Origin of the sequence: Bacillus sp. V2I10, assembly GCF_030817055.1 — a bacterium.
In the GTDB taxonomy this organism is placed as follows: Bacteria; Bacillota; Bacilli; order Bacillales; family Bacillaceae; genus Bacillus_P.
Window position 1 is genome coordinate 61,342 of sequence record NZ_JAUSYV010000002.1, and the last position, 16,810, is coordinate 78,151.

Sequence of the window (16,810 nt, forward strand, 5' to 3'; positions counted from 1 at the left end):
TATAGGGGTCCTGCCGCATGCCCATCAAGCTAAGAAACTCTAACACCTCAAAACAATAAAAATAAGGCCGGGCTTTTGTGAATTATTACATAAGGAATAGCTTTTTTCTGTTTGGTGGTATCAGAAAATTTGCACGTACTGCTAAAGAATTTACGTTAAATCTTCCTACTCGATAAAAAGAGTCCTCTGTAAGTCATTAACTTCATCAGCAACCCGTATACCTGATTCAAACCTTGGATCCAACCGTGAACGGTTGAAGCGTGTTCACCAGCAAAGTGAACCCGTCCTTCAGGAGATGCGATATAGGGAGAAAGTTCTGTTACCTGTTCCGGTTTAAACATAGCAAAAGCTCCACCAGAATACGGATATCGGATCCAACTGTGGCTCGTTCCTGTTACAAACTCACGATATACCTGTTCACCGTGGATGGTGGCCAAATTTTTCAATGCATATTCCAGTCGATTTTCATTGGTCAAGCTATCCCAAGGTAACGCATCATCTTCCCATGTGTAACTAGCCAAAATGACACCCGGCCCCGATGTACCCACCCCATGGCTCGGATATTGACTATATGTGATAGGCAGGTCAGAAGCTGTGTTTCCCCCAAACATACCTTCTCTTTCCCAGAACCTGCTTTTAAACTGGATGCCGGTTTTAGTGGAGCCAACATAATGAAGGTCACGAATCGCCTGCCATTTGTTTTCGGAAAAAGAATTCCGTGGTTCAACCTCGATAAATTGCAAAATCGAAAAGGGAATAGTCACGATGGCAAGATCACCGGTGATTTGAAATGGTCTCAAGATTTTGGTATGGATGGAGTCAATCGTTACTTGGTTGTTATGCTGCACTATTTTTGTCACTTTTTGTCCAAACATAATGTTATCCTTCAATTGTGGGAGAAATGCTTTAGGAAGTTGGTCGTTTCACCCCGGGATCTCATAGAATCGAACATCAGGGGTATATAAAATCATCACCTCACGCAATAGTTCCAGGAAAGAAAGCTCCGGAAATCCTCCTAGAGAAAGAAGTACTTTAATCATTTCGATGGCAGCCGGAGATAAAGTGACACCAAGCGCGTTATATCTTAAATAAGCATCCATCGAGTATTTATCAAATTCTTTTATGACTATAGGCCAATTTCTCTGCGGGTTTTGGTTGATAAAATCTGTAACCGGTTTTGTTGCTAATGTAAGCAACTCTGCAGCCGTTTTACCTCTTTCATGTGGAGCAACCGGATAGCCAGGGTTCTGTTTATAAAAGGGGATTCCAATTCAAAAATCCTATCTTTGCAATATCATTTTACATTTCCCTTTAAAATATGGAGAACTGAAAGAGCACACTCCAACTTAGACGGAGTGTGCTTTGAATAATTAACCCTTTTGTGAAATGACTTCAATCTACATTTCTATAGATTTATACTAATAATTGTAAAAATAATAAAATTCCCTATATCGGACCTGTTCAACAAGAGCAAACATTAATTGGTGCTTTAATTTTCCCTTATTTTAAGAAAGCATTATAGTATCTCGACATCGCAACCGAGAAATCTCCACGTGTATTTTTTACTAAAGGACTGAATGTTGCGTTAACCATTGGCTTAAGGTCATATGGCCCTTGCGTTACAGCAAACTTTGCATTGAGGATATTCAGATCTAATGCTAGTTGCACATATCCTTTTAAGTGTGCCGGGATTTCTGCTGCATCTTCAATCGCAATTCTTTCATCGTTATACTGGACTGTAAGCTGGCCATTAAAAGTCTCTGCTTCTTTTTGCAGACCAAGCGCCTGTACTAAAGAGTAAGCAAGTTCAACACGAGTAACACCGTCTTTAGGGGCAAATTTCCCGTCTGCTTTTGGCAGAATTACACCCTTTTGAATTTGCTGCTGATCACGTAAAGCTGCTCCAGTTGCAGCGGCCGCTTCAACAAAAGCTAGGTCTGAACTAACTACATCCGAAAAGCTCTTAGTTACTGGCAATGACTGTCGGATTTCCGCACCCATAACCAGATACTTTGCAAGTTCCATCCTTGTTAACAATGCATCCGGTTTGAATGCACCAGTGGAATAACCATCAAACAATCGTTCACTTACACCCATTTTGATAGCATCTGCAGCTGGGTGGCCGGTGATATCGTTCAAACCGTTAAAACCACTGACCTTTTGTGAATGCGAGTGTTCCCTTCACCATCTCTGGCAATGCCGCTCCAATTGGGTTTAGTTCATTACCGCGAAGTCCCCTGATTTCGGCTTTCCAGGTACCGGATGCCGGTGAACTGACCGATACTGTACGATCAGTATATAATGCAAACAGCAGGCTAACACCGGAGCTGTATTCTGTTCCATCCGGAGCAATTAAGACGAGATTAATCGGGTTACCGGTCTCTTCCATCAAACCTTTTCCATCCACTTTGGCGACAAGGCTTGAAATGCTTTCTCCAACTGTAAATTCATACTGGTTTTTTGATACGAATGTTAAAGGGTTATAGTCAAGTGAAAATTCTTTGCGCTCTGTTGAAGACTCGACATGGCTGTTGAAGGTTTGTGTTGAGTTTACAGTTTTACCATAAGCAGTATTATTAAATGCTTTGTCAACAGCAGCGTATGCGTTGACGTATCCTGCACCGGCTTCCCATGATTCATATCCAGGCATGTTTGTGGCTGTCTGTTCCAGAATTTGCTTTACTTCAGCTGGCGACAAAAGCGGATTCGCTTCAAGGATCAAAGCAACAATACCTGCTACATGGGGTGTTGCCATTGAAGTCCCACTCATGGTCGTGTAATAAGGCAAATAGGCTGGCTCAATCGTTGCTGCATCCTGCTCTGCTGCAAGGCTTGAAACCGGTGCAATAACGCGAGTTGAGATGATATCCACACCAGGTGCAGTCACCGTCGGTTCATCCTTCCAAGTCCATTCCTTGCCATCAGCTGTAAAAGAATCACCGACACCCTTTGTTCCTCTTGAAGAGAAATCAGCCAGCTTCCCATCTTTAACTCCTGCTGCTACCGAGATTACCCATGGCGCTTTTGCATAGGGATTGTGCGTGTTCTCTGCAGGCCCTTCGTTTCCTGCGGCGAAAAGAACGGTTATACCGCGGTCATACGCTTTCTTGCTGGCTATATTGATTGGATCATTTGGATCAAAATCACCTGAAGAACCCCATGAATTTGTAATCACACGAATATTGTATTGCTGCTGATGGGTGATTGCATAATCAAATCCTCCAATTCCATCAAGAACAAACAATGCAGCCCCAGATCCGTAGCCAATTAAATCAGCGCCTGGTGCAACACCTTCATATTTCCCTCCAGACATTGCCCCAGTACCGCCGACCGTACCGGCAACATGTGTACCATGACCGGAATTTGTATCAGTATTCGGAATATTTTCTTGGTAAGTAATAGGCAGCAAACCAGGTGCAAGAGCGTTTAAATTGGTAGAACCCAACACATTCTGGACTAGGTTTTTACCAAGCTCGTGATCTTTATGTGTGCCATCAACACCGCTGTCGTTTACAACGACGCCGATTCCTTTACCTGAAACAGGAAGGCCGCCATTCGCTTTACGGAAAGTATCATCAGTTCTCACCTTGTTAACGCCAGTTACTTCCGCTGCCTCAGCATTGAAATAAGACAGCTTTTTATTGAGGTAAATCGAGCGGACTTCCGTGTTAGCTGCAAGCTTCTCAATTTGATTCTTCGTCGCAACCACTCCGGCAATCGGCAGCGACTTCATGCTGACTCCAGTGTCGATTCCGAGCGATTTCAAAAGGGACAGCTGCGTACTATCTGGAGCTCCATCACCTTTAAATGTGACGATTAGTTCTAGTGAACTAGCGGTGTTTAGCGCTTTTTCAACAAGTGGGTCGATAACCGCCGATTGGCTTGGAGCGGCACCAGCCTTTTCCTGCTGTGTTAATAAGGTAGGGACAATGAGCAATAGGGCAAAAAACGTGTAAATTAATCTTTTCATCTTAATCTCCTCTCACACTATAAAATTATGAAAATTCTTAACTTAATTATCATTAAAACAACTAAAGAACTATTCTTCAAAGGTTGTAAAATTTGATTGGGTAATGTCTATTCTTTTGGCGTACAAAAGTTATAGATAGAGTAATGCTAAAAGAGAGTAATCATATTGGGATTAAAATATCATTTACTTTTTGAAAGCAGTGTCTACTGCTTTATAAGCATTGACGTATCCTGCCCCTACTTCCCATGCTTCGTAGTCGGGCATTGAAGTGGCCGTTGTTTCTAGAGCCGATTTCACCTCTGAAGGAGAGAGCAGCGGATTCACTTCATACATTAATGCGATAATTCCTGCAACATGCGGCGCTGCCATCGATGTTCCACTCATTGTCGTGTAAAATGGAACATATGCCGGTTCAATATATTGGGCATCATCTGTTGCCCCAAGCAACGGAATCGGGCTGATTGCTCTGGTAGAAATAATATCGACTCCTGGAGAGGTTACTGTTGGACGGTCTGCCCATCTCCACGTTTGGCCATTGACTGTTACCGTTCCGCCTCTGCCTTCTTCTCCCCTTGATGAAAAATCGGCAAGTTTGCCGGATTTATCACCAGCTGCAACAGTAACTACCCAAGGAGCTTTCTTATAATTGCCGGAAATGGTTTTTGCATTCGGTCCCGAGTTTCCTGCTGAAAATACTGTTACAATCCCACGGTCATACAATCTTTTTGTTGCTACATTGATCGGGTTATAAGGATCAAAGTCTGTTGATGAATCGCTTGTGTCTCCCCACGAATTCGTGATGACACGAATATTGTATTGCTGCTGATGCGTTAAGGCATAATCAAATCCGCCAATCGTATCAAGAATGGCAAGTGCAGCACCAGATCCGTAGCCGATCAAGTTCGCCCCCGGGGCAACTCCCTCATATTTGCCTCCTGAACTTGCTCCTGTTCCGCCGACGATTCCCGCAACGTGGGTACCGTGTCCTGAATTATTATCTGTATTTGGTACACCTTCAAGGTAAGTTACCGGCAGGAGGGCGTCCACTGCATGTAAATTCGTTGATCCTATCACGTTTTGGACGAGATGGCTTCCATATTCCAAGTCCTTATGTGTGCCATCGACACCGCTGTCATTGATTACGACGCCAATACCTTTCCCTGTTACCGGAAATCCGCCGTTCAGCTTGCGCATTTTGTCATCGGTGCGGACTTTGTCTACACCAGTAAGATCAGTTGAAACAGCATTCTCATATTGAAGTGTTTTATTAAGGTAGATTGATAGCACCTGATCGCTTTGCGAAAGCTTCTCAATTTCCGATTTCGTAGCTAAAATTCCTGCTATCGGCAGACTTTCCAGCGCTAACCCTTTGGATATTCCTGCATTTTTTAAAAGCTGCAGCTGTTCAGGCAAGACACCTTTGTTGCTTTTGAATGTAACAATCGCTTCAACAGGCCCGATTGCTGTTAAAAGTGTCTTTGTTAAATTAGTATCAATTACTGCCTTTACCGGCTGATCAGCTTTTGTTGTCGTCCCTGGGACAACCGACGCAAAGACTGTAGCAGCCATTAGAACCAATGATAAAAACGTAGCTTTAAACCTCATCCAGTTCAGCCCCTTAGCTATTTTTCCTTATTCTCTCATGCAGTCCCAACCAAAACTATTCTGCATAAGAGGTAATTTCAGAAGCAAGGGTACTAACCTTGTTAATACTAAAGTAGTAATCTTGAAATTTTTATATAAAAAGAGCTCCTAAGAAGGAGCTCCTATAAAACTAAATTGTATCGTATGAGGATCAATACCTTTGAAGAGTAAAGCTTCACCACGGCGGGAGAAGTGGTGAAGGGTCATTTAGAGAAAAAAGCCTGAACTTATGGAAAACCCTCAATTAAATTTCCACTTTCTCAAAATCATATAGATGGATGAACAGGTGATATATCAATCATAAAAGTATTGAGCATGTACTTCACTCAGTTTCTATTTCAATATTTTATTATTTTGACCTATCTATATTGAACCGTTGGGTGTTGTGGGATTGGGACAAGCTGGTGCTGAACAGCATGGATAACGACTTGGGATCGGCTTTTAACATTTAGCTTTTTAAAAATTTTGCTTACATGTATTTTTACTGTTTTGTCGCTGATATATAGGCGTTCGGCAATTTCTTTATTGCTCAGACCTTCAACAAGACAGAACAGAACTTCTTTTTCTCTTTCGGTTAGCGTTGTATCCTCCTGCTCGGTTTGTTTTTGCTGATGGAAAGCAATCAGCTTTCTTGTCATAGACGGATGGATAACCGATTCCCCGCCTGCCACGGTCCGGATTGCCTCTATCACATGGTCAGAAGGAGCGTCCTTTAATAGATAGCCATCTGCTCCCTCACGGATGGCAGACATGAAATATTCCTCGTGGCTGTGCATGGTCAGCACAAGGATTTTTAGTTGAGGATATTTCTTTTTCAAAATTCCCGTCACTTCAACACCGTTTTTTACTGGCATGTTGATATCCATTAAAATTATATCCGGCTGGCACTTCTCCACTTTTTCCAATGCATCTTCCCCGGATATGGCTTCCCCGACTACATCAATATCTTCCTCTACCGATAAAATATTGCGTAATCCGTCGCGCAAGACTGCATGGTCATCCACTAACATAAGCCTGATCATTGATGCTTCCTCCTTCAAAACCCATTTTTGGTACTTTAATTGATACTTCTGTTCCTGCTCCTTCTTTACTGTCAATCTGCAATGACGCATTAATTTTTTCGGCAGCATCGTTCATCTGCAAAATACCAAAATGCGGTTGACTTGTGGCCTTTAGCATCGCCTGATATAGCGAAAATCCATTTCCGTCATCCTTTATTTTTAATAATATATGCTCAGATTGATAACTTATAAGGATATCAATGTTAGAGGCATTCGAATGCTTGATTGAATTGTGCAAGCTCTCCTGAAATGTATCAAACAAAACTTTTTCGACCATCGGACTTAGCTGAAGCTCTTGCCCCCTGATTTCAAATTGAATATCATGCTGATACTCTTTTTGGACTGCCTCTATTTTACTTAAAATTGCTTTTACGAGACTAGCTCTTTCTGTTGGATAAGGCCTAAGAGCGTAAATGGATTCGCGGACTTCCTTCAAACTCTCCCGGAGACCCATGACGCTTTCCTCGACTAGTTTCATTGTTTCTTCAGGATTTTTATTGAATTTCTTCCCCGCTGTTTCAAGCTTCATAACTGCTCCTGCAAGCGTTTGTGCTACTCCATCATGAATATCGCGGGCAATTCGGTTACGCTCCTCCAAGACAATCCGTTTCTCCTTTTCGGTAAAAAGCATCCTGGTCTTGATGATGACCGCAAGCTGATTGGCCAGCGTCGCAATGGACTGGACATCATCATCCTCGAAGCTCTTTGTCCGACTTCTGGCACTGATGAACATCCCGACAGTTTCGTTTTCAACCACGAGTGGAGTGTATACGAATGCTTTTAAATCCTTATCAAAACAGCAAGCAGCGACTCCCCTTTCATTTTTCTGGTCATTATAGGTAATGGGGTGCTTAATACCTTCAAATTTAAGATAGTCCTCAGGCTTTAAATAACAATCATCTAGTATTCTCCCTTCTTTATAACACAGCTCCCACTGTCCATCCTTTTTGATCCATAATACGCTTGCCTCTACTCGGATGAATTCAGAAAAGCTGCCTTTTAATGCAGAAAGCCACTCCTTGGCAGGAAGCATTTGGTTCAATTCTGTGGTAATCGAAAAAAGCAATTTCAGACGGTGTTTTTCTTTTCTCAGCCTCGCAATCGTTGAACTTAAAAGGGACAATCCAACCAAGGGAGAAAAAAAGAAAAAGTACGAAAAGACATCGATTTCTCCGCGATTCTGGCTTCCGACAAGATAAAGGGTCATCCCATAAATAACAGAGACGGCAGCACTGTTTAGTTCAGTAACTGTCTTTTGCTTCCACATTTTAAAAGAATAAGGCTGTGGCCTTACAATCAGGACTAGGTCTACGATCAAATTATTAATAATAATAAATAAACCCAACAGCAGTGTATATTCGATAATTCCCTGGATGCTTGGAATGTTGACTGCTATATTTTTAAGAAAAGGGCGAAAAAATGACAGCAAAAGAACAGCCACATAAAAACTGAGCACTAGCTGTGCTGGATTGAATAAAACCGTCCTGAGAGGTCGGCGATGAAGGATGTTGACCACAAAAACCGCACCGGCGTAAGCCATTGCAGTATAGGAAAACCCATAAAGCAATTCAATCACATACACGAGCGGAAACGTAATTGCCGTGTAACCTCTCCAGACAGGCATCGGATAATACTCACTAATAAGTAAAAAAAGGATTAAAAGAGCTAAAACACTTGGTTCATTTATTGGTTTCAATTCTAAAAATGAGTAAAAAATCACACTCCAACCAATCAGAGAAACTGATGATAGAAAAAACTTTGAATATGTTTCCCTTAGTTGCGAAAGCTCCTGATTCAAACAGTAGCACCTCTCTTTGTGCGGAATTTTCAGTTAATTAATTTTATCTTGATAATACTTAAAACACAAATAAAACCCGTACACTGGCCGAATGGATGTACCACTAGCCAATGAAGGGTCAAAAACCCTAAAAGAGTTTTGTTGAAACAATTATTCCAAATCCCTTAAAATAATACTATTCATCATATGGGTTATTTTTATAGTACGAATGGTTTAATACTTCCTATTTTTCACAGACGAAATTTGTTATCCATCTGTTAACCTCCCGTTAACTGGCCAAATCACAGGAATAAGGTGCCACCGCTACAGTTGAATTGATATTGAACTGACTGATATGAAGGAAATGCTGTTGATCAAAGAAAAAGAAAGATGGAAATTAACTTTTCATTAGAGGTGAAACTATGAAGTATGGTCTTTGCGCTGTATGTAGACAAACAAAAGATTATACAGAGCTTAAAGAAGTTGAAGATCAATTCGGTAATTATTGGGTTGTATGCCAAGATAGAAAGAAATGTCTTGAAGATCTAGAAGGCAAAAATAATCAGAGTAAATAACTGTGAGCATTTTATATAACGGATTAATTATAGCCCCATTTATCAAAGATTGTTTGCAGTTACGCTGGGTGATATGCAGGAACACAACAATATTTAAATGAATCTTATTATTTAGGCTAAATAGTAAACAGAGCTGCAATCGCAACTGTTGTTATAATGTTATAAATTACCTTGAGGGAGACAGAATTAATAAAAAAACTGACCTTTGTCTATAGGTCAGTTAAGATTCATTATCTACTTTATGCTCTCCATGCAAACTAGCAGATATAGAAGATATTTATCTTATAATAATTGTTACCAACAAGCAAGGACTTCCCATAGATATTAATTGCTGGATCTGCTCCACTACCTCAGTAAGATTTATGAACTATCCGATATAATTGTTTACATTGTTCGACCTGACATGGCTATTTAATTTCTCCAATAAAATCCATTTGCTTCATACCTAATAATCACTCATATATTTTTTACTGATAAAATATTGTGTTCATACAGTTGAGAGCACTTTTATTTAAACATTATTACTCTTGCCATTAAGGATTAGCGTCTCGCGGTAATAGAAAACAGTAGGATACCTGTATAAAACCCACTCTACTTTTGGAGAAAATGATGTTTAAACCAAAACAGGACAAAGTTTATAATATCTGTATAAATTAAAGGACTGGATTAATTCAGATCACAGCTCTTTAATTTATTCTGCTTCGCGGATTTTCAACTTCATTTAGTACAGCAATAACATAATCGACATAACTAATATGACTTTAACCCTTACTATTTAAAATCACATAAGCTATAACTCCATCCCTGTATTTACCAACATTTATTCTGTGTTTACAAGATTTGTCATAATTTTGTTAGCAGCTTTAGGATAGTGCATAGGAGGCATTGAACCTATTAAACTGGTAAAACAATCTAATTCACTACATATTATAGAGCCAAGCACTACCGGCTAAGAATAGTTAGTAAGGATACTAGTTCAAATGAATAGTTAAAGCCAAAACTAGTAATATTTGTCCTATGAGTATTAAGCAGTTTTCTTTAGATATACATGATTCAAAGCAATATCCAGTATTCCTTCCTCAAATTCCTCATTATACATTCCTTTAACCGATTCATATAACCCAGTATTCTCATTAAGAAGAATCATATCTGTTAAATTTTTTCTATTATTTTGGTTATCACAACGAACCATTAGTTTACATTTATAGCATTCGACGTTCTTAATTACATGGAATATGCCTTTGATAGTCAAATACAGCTCGCCATGAATCATTTCACTCTTAACGATCTCAGCATTTGTAAACATAAAAACACCGCGCTTTCTTATTGTTTTATACAATTTATGCGCGGCATTTCTTTAATATGATTATTATCCCATTTATTCGAAATCAAGGTCTTTCTCGGGTAATGAAAATCGCAATAAGAGAAAGCGCTCCAACAAACAGACATCATATAGATCGCAACTGGAATCCATGAATTGTTATAACCACTCATTAATGCAGTAGCAATTTACTTATTAAACAATGAAATAGGGACTATTAAAAGAACGACAATAGATACTTATATTATATAATTAAAAACAACAACAACATTATTAGATAACTTTTAAATGGTTATTTCCCATACACACACTTAAAACTATTCTTTTACGGGAGGCAGAGAGGGCATGCTGCTGTTTTTAAATGCATCCCAAAACCAAAAGTCATATTGTGGCTTTAAGCTCTTAAAATGTTCAAGTTTAAATTGTCTATGAAGGTGGTATTCAACGTCACTCTCCGCATTCCAAACACTTCTATAATTGTTGGGATTTCAGTATCTTTTAACAATCCATCTGGCAATAAACCATTCCATAACGGATAAAACTTTGTATCAATTGGCCTTTGAACCAGACGTTTATTCTCGCACAAAATGTCATATAGTTTGCGTTCAAATGAACTTTCTATTGGTACTCCGTATTTATTAATTGGTAGAATACCAATACTAATAAACTTTGGTGGTCTCCCTTTCCCTACACTTTTTACGAATCCACCTACTATATATGGTCTAGATGAAACATTCAGAGATTCATTTACTTTTCCCCAATGGTTTTTGTTAACAGAAAACTTCATGATCGTTTTATCCTGAGGTGATTCCAGATCAATTAAAATTTCTGTTTCTGTCTCATGAACATCTTGTAAGGGAAATAATACAAATGGGTAAAACTTACCTTCTTGAGCCTGTTCAATGTAATATATTCCGCCTGTTCATTAATCTGATATTCGATGTCTGCGCTGCAATTGCAGATAATATGACTGCTGGGGATGAAGAAAGAAACGGAGGCCCATGTCTTTCTCCAACACCAAAACCCTCAAATCCATGCTTTTCCGCATAAGTAGCTTGTTTTATTATAGATTGGAACTTTTGCTGTGCGGATAATGTTTCTCCGCTTACAGGGTTTTGAAGATTGTTGATCAGAGAAAATAAGAAAAATTTCATATGCAATGCCCCCATTAAAAATCTATTTAAGTTTTCCAACAGAATAGCTTTTCTGTAATTCTTAAATGTTTGTATATTGCTCCAGCAGTTCAATGGTACTTTCATACAAATAATAAGCAGCTTTCAGAATAGCTTTTTCATCCACAGTAAAAGATGGGTGATGCCAGTCTTCATTGCCACTTGTTCCAAAGAAAGCAAATGATCCCGGAATTTTTTGAAGATAGTAAGCAAAGTCTTCACCAGCAGTTGAAGGTTCGGGATCAACCACTTCAAGAGACAGTTTTTCAGCTGCAGTACGAGTAATTTCCGTTATAACAGAATTATTAATCAGGGGTGGCGGCCCCGCAAACCACTGGATTTCTGCTTTTTGTGAAAAAGCTGTAGTAATGTGTTCAGTGACAGTATAAAAACGTTCCTTTACTTCTGATCTAACATTTACATCGAATGTGCGCACTGTGCCTTCAATTGTGACATCACCAGGGATGACGTTCCAGGTACTTCCTCCCTCAATCCTTGTTACACTGACTACAGCACTCTGAAGGGGTGAGACATTCCTGCTGACGATCGATTGAAGAGAGGTAATAAGTTGTGCTGTCGCAGTAATCGGATCACGGCTATTATTTGGTAAAGCAGCATGAGCCCCTTTTCCTTGAATGACGACCTTAAACCTGTCGACAGCTGCCATCAATGGACCATTTTTTAGTCCAATTGTTCCCACTGGTAAATCCGGCTTGTTATGTAGACCAATGACTGCATCTACCCCAGTCAATTGACCATCTTTGATTAGTTTTTCTGCACCTCCCCCTATCTCTTCAGCAGGCTGAAACAATAATCGAACATTCCCTTTTAAATTCTCCTGATTTTCTTTTAAAAGATACGCAGCTCCAATAGCTGCAGCGGTATGAAAATCATGCCCGCAAGCATGCATGACTCCTTTAACTTTTGAGGCAAAAGGTAAGTCTGTGTTTTCTTCTATCGGCAATGCATCAATATCGGCACGCACAGCAATGGTTGGACCTGGTTTATCTCCTTTAATATCAGCAAATACACCAGTTTTTAGAGTCGTTGGCCGAATCTCAATCTTTTTTTCTTGAAGCCATGATGTAATTGACTTCGTTGTTTCAAATTCCTTTCTCGACAGCTCCGGATACTGATGTAAATGGCGTCTTATGGAGATTAAATATGCTTCTAGTTCCGCCTGGTTCATGAGGTTCACCTTCCCTTTTTAAATTAAACCGATAACATTTAACAAGAACATTTTGATTCGTAAATTCTTTTGATTGGTCACGCGTAAATCCAAGCCATTCATATAATTGAATTGCCTTATGCATAACGTCACTAGAATGCAAATATAAACTATCTGCTCCTTTTGATTTAGCATAGATAAGGCTTTCGTTCAATAATGCCCGCGCAACACCGCGTCCCCTTGCATCAGGATGGACGGCAAGCAACCTGACAATCGGAGATGAAATTTCCAGCTCCGGTCTGCCATATGCTGTTTCAGATGTTTCAAACAATTGAAGGGTCCCGATTACGGATTGACCCGTCTTAGCTACTAAGATTCGATCTATTTGCATATTATCAACCGAGGCTGAAATATTTTCCAAATAGGCCTGCCAAGATTCTGGACTATTAAATTCTTTTTCATATTGTCTGTAGCTTTCGATCAGCAATTGACGAACGGTTTCTCTATCGTGTTCCTCTAGAATATGAATCGATAATTCTTGATTCATTTATATCCGCCTCCTTAATATTTCGACTCGTCATTTAATGTACCAATTATTTTACAGACCGAATATTTGGAGATCTTTTTTCTTGTCTATTGATATAACAAGTGACAAATTCGGTTAGCTTAAAAGTCAGTCCGCCACTTCCAAACCTAATAAATTTTCGGGGTTCTAAATCATTATTTTCATCTTTCACAAAGCTCAAGAAAGCTAAAATATATATTCTTCTGTATAGAACATTCAAAATGCCATATTCATAAAACCAGTTGTCAATAGTGTTATACACCCCTCTATTTATAGAATATTGCTGGTAGCACTTACTATAAAAAATCAAGTCAGGAAGATTTAAATATTGGCTTTCCATTAAAGAGGTCTTGCTCTTGTGCTGAAGTATATCCAATGAAGTTAAAACGTTTCTCTGCATATAAAATATCCCCCTTGATTTGATTTGTCAGCAGCTCTAAAGAATCAAACTTCTTTTCTTCTCTTACTTTAAAAAGAATGTGGCATCTTAGGTTTTCTCCGTAAATATCCCCCTGAAAATCAAGTAAATGTATTTCACATGTTTTTTGTGAATTAGAGTCAACAGTTGGCTTCACACCAACATTCATAACACCGAAGTATCTTCTTTCATGCAAAATGACCATTGCACCATATACTCCGTTACTCAGTCTGCTTACATTTGAATCAATATTTGCGGTAGGAAACCCCAGTTCCCTTCCAATTTTTCTTCCGGTAACGACTCTTCCTTCAATAAATACATCCGTTTTAATATCAGATAATAAGTTGTCTGTTCCCAATATTGAACCCTCCTGTATATAAGCAAGTAACCTGTTAAGTTTTCAAAAAAGGCCCAACCATATTATAAAATGGTTAGGCCTTTGGTTATCCAATCGACTCGATTTATTATCTTACATATTCAGTTTTGACTCCGTTTTTTGATTTAGTTTAAATAAAAAGACATAACCCAACAAAAAGGGTTATGCCTTCGGTTATCCGATCAGCTTTACTAATTTGATTATTACAAATTGTAAAACATATTATTCCTACCTGTCAACTCAAATTTAAAGCCATAAACCTTAATATTAGAATGTAACACAATTAATGTAGTTTTCCATTTAGTGATTCATTCCCACTACCTTTTTTAATAAGGATTTTTGAAAAGTTTACTTGATGATTTGACCTAGCCAAATTACTCTAAGGTCTCCCATTAATAAAATGCCACTTGTCATTACACTTACAAAAAAACGTCTCCTTGTCTGTTGAATTAAATCCTCATTGTTTAATTTAAATGCATTTTTATTTTTTTATTATCCCTGCTTCTTCAGTAATCCTGCCCTTTCGTATTATAAGGTCAATCAGTTAATTCTAATTGGTTTGCATTAAATGACTATTTTAATCATTGACTTTTGAAGGTACGTTTGAATTCTTCTTCAAGCTCAGTTAGTGTTAATTCGAAAAGATGCAGATCATTTTTCTTGTAAATGCCATTGCTTAACAGTTTACTTATCAAATGACTCTTTCTTTTTTCAATAGCTTGACGAATAATATTACCCATTGCGAACACCCCTTTATTGAAGGGTTTTATAGCAATTAAAAACCCCTTCTGTTTTTAAGAAGAGGTTTCATCGCTTTTTAGCTTACCTCTTCTCATCTTCCAAGCACATTGCTTGTTGGATTTAGCACAGTCTTCTAGTGATAGAATCTGTTGCTGAGGTTTCATCGGGCCATTCCCTCCGCCTCTCTTGATAAGAAGAAAATACATTAATTTTTTACTAAAGATATCTCAATCTATATTATTAGAATTTGTGTAAAATATACCTACAGATATACTAGCCCTTTCAATCATCCCAAAATACAAATTTCTCATAACTATCTAATTGAGTAATTTCACCGTTCAGAAATGCACCGTTAAATTTCCATCCTTGATCGTATTTATTAATTCAAGAACCTTACTAACGGCTTCCTTCTGGGAGTCTTTCACCAATTTATACCTTCTTATTAAACAAAGCCCATACCGCTTTAGGGTATGAGCTTTCGGATGACCGATCAGCAAAACTTTATAATTTTTTTTATTTAGTACATCCCTTAACCTACTATTATTTAAGAAATCTCCTGTATTAACTGAGGTCTTATTCTTTTCAAAAATTGCTTTGTACGATCTTCTTTTGGATTTGTAAAAATTTCAATTGGGGACCCTTCTTCTACGATTAATCCCTGATCCATAAACACCACGTGATTAGATACTTCTCTTGCAAATCCCATTTCATGCGTAACAACGATCATTGTAATACCTTCTAGAGCTATCTTTTTGATTACCTCAAGGACTTCTCCCACAAGTTCCGGATCAAGCGCAGAAGTTGGCTCATCAAAAAGGAGCACCTCTGGATTTAAAGAAAGGGCACGGGCAATTCCTACACGCTGCTGCTGCCCACCAGATAGCTGACTTGGATACGCATTAATTTTCTCAGATAGTCCTACCTTCTCAAGCATTTCTAAAGCTATTATTCTAGCAGCTTCCGGTTTTTTCTTTTGAACAATCACAAGCCCTTCCATTACATTCTCAAGCACTGTTTTATGTTTAAAAAGATTATATTGCTGAAAGACCATAGCGGTTCTTTTTCTCAAAGTAAGAATGTCGAGCTTGCTTGGTCTCTTGCAATCTACTGAATAGTCACCTATCGCAACTTTTCCATCACTTGGCTTCTCAAGAAAGTTTATGCAGCGCAGAAAGGTTGTTTTTCCAGATCCGCTGGGTCCTAGTATGACAACGATCTCGCCTTTCTTTACGGTTAGATTTATCCCTTTTAGGACCTCCTGGCCATGAAATGATTTTTTTATGTTAGTTAGTTGGATCATACTCATACTCCCTTCTCATAAACAAGAACTCTTCTTTCAATCCAAGCTGCCACTTGCTCCACTATAATAGTCAAGCCCCAGTAAATAAGCGCAGCTGCAATATATGCTTCTAAGAATTTCAAATTGCTGGAAGCTACAATATTGGCAGCACCGTTCAGCTCCTTTAAGGAAACAATAAAAGCAATGGAAGAGGCGTGCAAAAACCCAACAAAAATATTCGTTAAATTAGGTATAGCTGCTGCGAATGCCTGAGGAATAATAATTCTTCTGATTGTCTGGACAGAGCTCATTCCAATAGAATAAGCCGCCTCTATTTGACCTTTGTTTACAGCAAGGATTCCGGAGCGAATAATTTCAGACATATACGCACCAGCATTTAAAGAAAAGGCAATGAGAACAAACACGACAATTGGAATAGAGTTTGATTTAAACGCCCACCCATATTGATCTGCCATGGTGTCATACACCATTGGAATCCCTAAATAAATCACCATAATATGAAGCAAAATCGGTGTACCCCGGAAAAAAGATACATAAAAATCTGCTATGCGATGAATAAACTTGATTTTATACATCCGAATAACAGCGATCACCAGACCTATCCCCAAGCCTGCCAATAATGGGATGATCGTAACTGTAAGTGTTAGAGGCAAAGCTTTAATAATTTCGAGAAATGCAGTCAAGATAAAAAGAGTATCAATAACCATCCATTTCCCTCCTTT

14 protein-coding genes, 1 pseudogene and 1 riboswitch are annotated in these 16,810 nt (G+C 38.8%); of the genes and pseudogenes, 1 reads left to right on the forward strand and 14 read right to left on the reverse strand.

What is annotated here, in order from left to right; genetic code table 11:
• Window positions 1-165: 165 nt before the first annotated feature.
• The 6 genes and pseudogenes from QFZ72_RS27605 to QFZ72_RS27630 all read right to left on the reverse strand — a co-directional run.
• Window positions 166-1,247 (reverse strand): annotated as a pseudogene (locus QFZ72_RS27605) (flavin monoamine oxidase family protein); the annotation flags it as partial.
• 253 nt (window positions 1,248-1,500) lie between these two features.
• Window positions 1,501-2,139, reverse strand: a complete 639-nt coding sequence (locus QFZ72_RS27610; RefSeq protein WP_307440181.1) for an S-layer homology domain-containing protein — start codon at window positions 2,137-2,139, stop codon at window positions 1,501-1,503.
• A 4-nt stretch (window positions 2,140-2,143) separates the two neighbouring features.
• Window positions 2,144-3,970, reverse strand: coding sequence for a S8 family serine peptidase (locus QFZ72_RS27615; protein ID WP_307440183.1), 1,827 nt, complete (start codon window positions 3,968-3,970; stop codon window positions 2,144-2,146).
• 183 nt (window positions 3,971-4,153) lie between these two features.
• A complete protein-coding gene (locus tag QFZ72_RS27620; protein ID WP_307440187.1) occupies window positions 4,154-5,575 on the reverse strand; it encodes a S8 family serine peptidase in 1,422 nt (473 codons plus the stop codon).
• Between the two features lie 398 nt (window positions 5,576-5,973).
• Window positions 5,974-6,636 (reverse strand): response regulator, encoded by a 663-nt coding sequence (locus tag QFZ72_RS27625; protein ID WP_307440189.1) that lies wholly within the window; start codon window positions 6,634-6,636, stop codon window positions 5,974-5,976.
• The gene (locus QFZ72_RS27630; protein WP_307440191.1) at window positions 6,611-8,473 is read right to left on the reverse strand and encodes a GAF domain-containing sensor histidine kinase; all 1,863 of its coding nucleotides are present in this window, start codon (window positions 8,471-8,473) and stop codon (window positions 6,611-6,613) included. Before QFZ72_RS27630 ends, QFZ72_RS27625 begins: the two co-directional genes overlap by 26 nt.
• 401 nt (window positions 8,474-8,874) lie before the next feature.
• Between QFZ72_RS27630 and QFZ72_RS27635 the strand changes: the two genes are divergently transcribed.
• Window positions 8,875-9,027: a hypothetical protein gene (locus QFZ72_RS27635; RefSeq protein WP_307440194.1), complete on the forward strand. Its 153-nt coding sequence runs from the start codon at window positions 8,875-8,877 to the stop codon at window positions 9,025-9,027.
• A 1,715-nt stretch (window positions 9,028-10,742) separates the two neighbouring features.
• On the opposite strand, the gene QFZ72_RS27640 is transcribed toward QFZ72_RS27635, so the two are convergent.
• The 8 genes from QFZ72_RS27640 to QFZ72_RS27675 form a co-directional block, all read right to left on the reverse strand.
• Window positions 10,743-11,135: a hypothetical protein gene (locus QFZ72_RS27640; protein ID WP_307440196.1), complete on the reverse strand. Its 393-nt coding sequence runs from the start codon at window positions 11,133-11,135 to the stop codon at window positions 10,743-10,745.
• A 112-nt stretch (window positions 11,136-11,247) separates the two neighbouring features.
• A complete protein-coding gene (locus QFZ72_RS27645) occupies window positions 11,248-11,502 on the reverse strand; it encodes an LLM class flavin-dependent oxidoreductase (RefSeq protein WP_373464731.1) in 255 nt (84 codons plus the stop codon).
• 61 nt (window positions 11,503-11,563) lie between these two features.
• A complete protein-coding gene (locus QFZ72_RS27650; protein WP_307440198.1) occupies window positions 11,564-12,709 on the reverse strand; it encodes an amidohydrolase in 1,146 nt (381 codons plus the stop codon).
• Window positions 12,624-13,235: a GNAT family N-acetyltransferase gene (locus QFZ72_RS27655; protein ID WP_307440200.1), complete on the reverse strand. Its 612-nt coding sequence runs from the start codon at window positions 13,233-13,235 to the stop codon at window positions 12,624-12,626. Before QFZ72_RS27655 ends, QFZ72_RS27650 begins: the two co-directional genes overlap by 86 nt.
• A 329-nt stretch (window positions 13,236-13,564) precedes the next feature.
• Entirely contained in the window at window positions 13,565-14,029 is a 465-nt protein-coding gene (locus tag QFZ72_RS27660; protein WP_307440202.1) for a riboflavin kinase, read from the reverse strand.
• Between the two features lie 599 nt (window positions 14,030-14,628).
• Window positions 14,629-14,787: a Fur-regulated basic protein FbpA gene (fbpA, locus tag QFZ72_RS27665; RefSeq protein ID WP_307440203.1), complete on the reverse strand. Its 159-nt coding sequence runs from the start codon at window positions 14,785-14,787 to the stop codon at window positions 14,629-14,631.
• An 89-nt stretch (window positions 14,788-14,876) separates the two neighbouring features.
• A riboswitch (SAM riboswitch) is annotated at window positions 14,877-14,984 on the reverse strand.
• Window positions 14,985-15,332: 348 nt separating this feature from the next.
• Window positions 15,333-16,088 (reverse strand): amino acid ABC transporter ATP-binding protein, encoded by a 756-nt coding sequence (locus tag QFZ72_RS27670; protein WP_307440204.1) that lies wholly within the window; start codon window positions 16,086-16,088, stop codon window positions 15,333-15,335.
• A gap of 2 nt (window positions 16,089-16,090) precedes the next feature.
• A complete protein-coding gene (locus QFZ72_RS27675; protein WP_307440205.1) occupies window positions 16,091-16,795 on the reverse strand; it encodes an amino acid ABC transporter permease in 705 nt (234 codons plus the stop codon).
• Window positions 16,796-16,810 lie beyond the last annotated feature (15 nt).

What these genes read in the sequence shown, in the direction of transcription:
- QFZ72_RS27675 (WP_307440205.1), bottom strand. Translation starts at nt 16,795, where the DNA reads ATGGTTATTGATACTCTTTTTATCTTGACTGCATTTCTCGAAATTATT.
- QFZ72_RS27620 (WP_307440187.1), bottom strand. Translation starts at nt 5,575, where the DNA reads ATGAGGTTTAAAGCTACGTTTTTATCATTGGTTCTAATGGCTGCTACA.
- QFZ72_RS27655 (WP_307440200.1), bottom strand. Translation starts at nt 13,235, where the DNA reads ATGAATCAAGAATTATCGATTCATATTCTAGAGGAACACGATAGAGAA.
- QFZ72_RS27650 (WP_307440198.1), bottom strand. Translation starts at nt 12,709, where the DNA reads ATGAACCAGGCGGAACTAGAAGCATATTTAATCTCCATAAGACGCCAT.
- QFZ72_RS27635 (WP_307440194.1), top strand. Translation starts at nt 8,875, where the DNA reads ATGAAGTATGGTCTTTGCGCTGTATGTAGACAAACAAAAGATTATACA.
- QFZ72_RS27670 (WP_307440204.1), bottom strand. Translation starts at nt 16,088, where the DNA reads ATGATCCAACTAACTAACATAAAAAAATCATTTCATGGCCAGGAGGTC.
- QFZ72_RS27615 (WP_307440183.1), bottom strand. Translation starts at nt 3,970, where the DNA reads ATGAAAAGATTAATTTACACGTTTTTTGCCCTATTGCTCATTGTCCCT.
- QFZ72_RS27625 (WP_307440189.1), bottom strand. Translation starts at nt 6,636, where the DNA reads ATGATCAGGCTTATGTTAGTGGATGACCATGCAGTCTTGCGCGACGGA.
- QFZ72_RS27640 (WP_307440196.1), bottom strand. Translation starts at nt 11,135, where the DNA reads ATGAAGTTTTCTGTTAACAAAAACCATTGGGGAAAAGTAAATGAATCT.
- fbpA (WP_307440203.1), bottom strand. Translation starts at nt 14,787, where the DNA reads ATGGGTAATATTATTCGTCAAGCTATTGAAAAAAGAAAGAGTCATTTG.
- QFZ72_RS27645 (WP_373464731.1), bottom strand. Translation starts at nt 11,502, where the DNA reads ATGAAATTTTTCTTATTTTCTCTGATCAACAATCTTCAAAACCCTGTA.